This is a genomic window from Pseudomonas sp. (genome assembly GCF_050739995.1).
GTDB lineage: Bacteria > Pseudomonadota > Gammaproteobacteria > Pseudomonadales > Pseudomonadaceae > Aquipseudomonas.
This window is the reverse complement of the sequence record NZ_JBOICG010000466.1, coordinates 1-3,638: the sequence shown is the minus strand read 5'-3', so window position 1 is coordinate 3,638 and position 3,638 is coordinate 1. Positions and strand designations below refer to the sequence as shown.

At 58.9% G+C, this 3,638-nt stretch carries 4 protein-coding genes and 1 pseudogene; 3 read left to right on the top strand and 2 right to left on the bottom strand.

Annotated elements, in window-relative coordinates; translation table 11 throughout:
• Positions 1–99: 99 nt before the first annotated feature.
• On the top strand, positions 100–1,530 hold the full coding sequence (locus ACRESD_RS15450; protein ID WP_431751715.1) for a polyurethane esterase: 1,431 nt from the start codon (positions 100–102) through the stop codon (positions 1,528–1,530).
• Here ACRESD_RS15450 and ACRESD_RS15445 read toward each other — a convergent pair whose 3' ends face one another.
• A complete protein-coding gene (locus ACRESD_RS15445; protein WP_431751714.1) occupies positions 1,531–1,797 on the bottom strand; it encodes a hypothetical protein in 267 nt (88 codons plus the stop codon).
• Between the two features lie 179 nt (positions 1,798–1,976).
• Here ACRESD_RS15445 and ACRESD_RS15440 point away from each other — a divergent pair, with 179 nt between their 5' ends.
• On the top strand, positions 1,977–2,141 hold the full coding sequence (locus ACRESD_RS15440) for a hypothetical protein (protein WP_164487936.1): 165 nt from the start codon (positions 1,977–1,979) through the stop codon (positions 2,139–2,141).
• 51 nt (positions 2,142–2,192) lie between these two features.
• On the opposite strand, the gene ACRESD_RS15435 is transcribed toward ACRESD_RS15440, so the two are convergent.
• The gene (locus ACRESD_RS15435) at positions 2,193–2,417 is read right to left on the bottom strand and encodes a YgdI/YgdR family lipoprotein (protein WP_431751713.1); all 225 of its coding nucleotides are present in this window, start codon (positions 2,415–2,417) and stop codon (positions 2,193–2,195) included.
• Between the two features lie 189 nt (positions 2,418–2,606).
• Here ACRESD_RS15435 and ACRESD_RS15430 point away from each other — a divergent pair.
• Positions 2,607–3,638: pseudogene (locus ACRESD_RS15430) on the top strand (VRR-NUC domain-containing protein); the annotation flags it as partial.

The following is a 3,638-nucleotide window of genomic DNA, read 5'->3' as shown; positions in this document are numbered from 1 at the left end:
CACCGCTTTCGCGAGCAAGCCCGCTCCCACATTTGGATCGTGGGGCATCAGAAGGTGTTTTGGCTTTCTCGACAAATCCAACAACAGAGAGGCACTACCATGGGTATCTTTGACTATAAAAACCTCGGCACCGAGGGCTCCAAAGCATTGTTTGCCGATGCCATGGCAATCACGCTGTATTCCTACCACAACCTGGATAACGGCTTTGCCGTGGGCTACCAGCACAATGGCTTTGGCCTCGGCCTACCGGCCACGCTGGTCACGGCGTTGCTGGGCAGCACGGACTCCCAAGGCGTGATTCCCGGGATTCCCTGGAACCCCGATTCGGAAAAAGCCGCCCTTGAGGCGGTGCAAAAAGCCGGGTGGACGCCCATCAGTGCGAGCACCCTGGGTTACGAGGGCAAGGTCGATGCGCGGGGCACGTTCTTCGGCGAAAAGGCTGGCTACACCACGGCCCAGGTCGAGGTGCTGGGCAAGTACGATGACGCCGGCAAGTTGCTGGAAATCGGCATCGCTTTTCGCGGTACATCAGGGCCGCGGGAGTCCTTGATCAGCGACTCCATCGGCGACGTGATCAACGATCTGCTCGCCGCATTGGGCCCTAAGGATTATGCAAAAAACTACGCCGGCGAAGCCTTCGGCGGCTTGCTCAAGAACGTCGCCGACTACGCCAGCGCCCAGGGTTTGAACGGCAAGGACGTAGTGGTCAGCGGCCACAGCCTGGGCGGGTTGGCGGTCAACAGCATGGCAGACTTGAGCAACAACAAGTGGGGCGGCTTCTACACGGACGCCAACTACGTGGCCTACGCCTCGCCGACCCAGAGCGCTGGCGACAATGTGCTCAATATCGGCTACGAGAACGATCCGGTATTCCGCGCCCTGGACGGCTCATCCTTCAACCTGTCGTCCCTGGGTGTGCATGACAAGCCTCATGAGTCGTCCGCCGACAATATCGTCAGTTTCAACGACCATTACGCCTCGACGCTGTGGAATGTGTTGCCATTCTCCATCCTCAACCTGCCGACCTGGATTTCCCATTTGCCTACCGGTTATGGCGATGGCATGACACGTATTCTTGAGTCCGGGTTCTACGACCAGATGACCCGCGACTCCACGGTGATCGTCGCCAACCTGTCCGACCCGGCGCGGGCCAACACCTGGGTGCAGGACCTCAACCGCAATGCCGAGGCCCACAAGGGCAACACCTTCATCATCGGCAGTGACGGTAACGACCTGATCCAGGGCGGCAAGGGCGTGGACTTTATCGAGGGCGGCAAGGGCAATGACACTATCCGTGACAACAGTGGGCATAACACCTTTCTGTTCAGCGGCCACTTTGGCAACGATCGGGTGATCGGCTACCAACCCACGGACAAGCTGGTGTTCAAGGACGTGGAGGGGAGCACCGACCTGCGTGACCATGCCAAAGTGGTCGGCGCGGACACGGTGCTCACCTTTGGCGCCGACTCGGTGACCTTGGTCGGCGTTGGGCATGGCGGCCTATGGGCAGATGGCGTCAGCATCGGCTGATCAACGCCAATGGTGCCCCCGCCAGCCGCCATCCCAATGCGGCCGGTGGGGGTAGCCATAACCGTAGTAGGGGTGTGGATAGTAATAGGGCCGCGGGCCGTAACCCCAATGCCCGTAGTAGATCGGGGGCGCAGGGGGCTGCACCACGATCACCCGTGGTGGTTGGCGGATGATGATGGTATCGGCAAACGCCGGTGCACTGACCATGGCCGCCAGGGTCAGGGGAATGAGTAAAAGCGCGCGTACCGCTCGGGACATGCGTGCCATGGCCGTGATTCTCCGTATTGCCACCTTCGAAGATGAAGGCGCTTATCGGTTAAACGCAGCCGCGTGGAAAATCCTTCGGTGAATAAATCTTTAGCCTCCCAACGCGACGGATCGGTCGGTGCACGCGCGTTTAACGATCAAGCGAACCGTTTCGCGTGATGACGTGGGAGGAGCCGAACATGTCCCGTTTGCGATTGCTGCTGTGCGCCCTGGTCCTGCTGGGGTTGGGTGGATGTGCGGTGTACCCGGCGTATCCGGGGCCGTGCTGCTATCGTCCGTACTACCACTCGTACTATTACCATCCCTACTATCACCCGTATTACCACCCGTACTACCGGTATTGAGCGAGTGGTCGTGCTAAACGAAAAGCCCCGCATTTGCGGGGCTTTTCGTTGTCATTTTTCTTTGATGACTGTCGCCACATCCGCGGCTTTCACGCGCACATGCTTGCCGGCGATGTCGGTGAACTCATAGAAACCATCGGCTGTTTTGGTATTGGGGATGTCTTTGGTCAAATACTGCGTGCCATTTTGCAAGGTCACCACGGTTTGCGTCGCGCAACCGGTCAATAGCAGAAAAGTGAGTGCAACCAGTGGCAGACCCAAATTCTTCATGTTCATTACCCTTAGCCTTAACCCTGAAAAAATCCCGCAACCTATGGCTACGGGCCATAAATGTTACGCCATCAACTGAGCTATCTGATCACTTTTATACAAAAAGTTGCGTACGCCATTTATCTATTACCGATTGCAACAGCCGGTTTGGGACGGCACTCTGTATGCATAACCAGTATTTGATCAGCGCGTGACATGGCCAATCCCCTCGACGATCCCTTGTATTACCTGCATAACTTCCGCCAAGTGCTGCTCTGGCTGAGGCAGCGCTATGCCGATTTGCTCGACGCGGACGAAGTGCATTTTATTCAGCAATTCGACAGCTTGCCCCAAGCGTCTCAGGCGCTGCTGGTACGCATGGTGATGCGCAAGGGCGTGCATTTTCGGGCGAGCAAACTCAATTACGCCGAAATTGGCTGTACCCACACGGCGGCGCTGGCGCTGGTGGAGCAGGGGTGGGTCGATGACCAAGGCGAGCTGGGCTTGGCCGCACTGTTTGCGTTACTGCAAAAAGGCGAAATCCTCGACGTCTTCAAACCATGGGTCGAACACCCCAAGGGCAAGAAGGCGGACTGGCTGGAGGGGCTGGCCACCCGGTTCACCGAGAGCCGAAGTTTTGCCCAATGGTGTCCGGGCCTGGACGATGCCCTCTACAGCCTCACCGTGATGGACCTGTGTGACCGATTGCGGCTGATGTTCTTTGGCAACCTGCACCAGGACTGGTCGGAGTTCGTACTGGCGGACCTGGGCATCTACACCTATGAGAAGGTCGAGTTTTGCGCGCAGTCCCGTGGCTTGCGTCACCGTGAGGACGTGCACGGTTTTCTATTCCTGCACCAGTGCCAGCAGGCGTTTGAAGCGGGGGAGGCGTTGGACGCTGTATTGGCGCAAATCTCCACCTTCGCCACCGACAACCCCTGGCTGGAAAAACGCCGCGCCAAGCTGTTGTTCCAGATCGGCCACGCTTGCGAACGCAGCGCCGAGTTGGACGTGGCGCAACGTATCTACCGCCTGTGTGCCTACCCCGGCGCACGTTCACGGCTGATTCGCGTGCTGGAACGTCAGGAGGACTATGCCCAGGCCATGGCCCTGGCGTGCGCCGCACAACAGGCACCGGAAAGCGCTGCCGAACGGCAACACCTGCTGCGTGTGTTGCCACGCCTGCGCCGCAAGCTGGGGGAGCCGGCGTTGCCCAAGGCCAAGCCCCGCACCGTCACACGCCTGGAC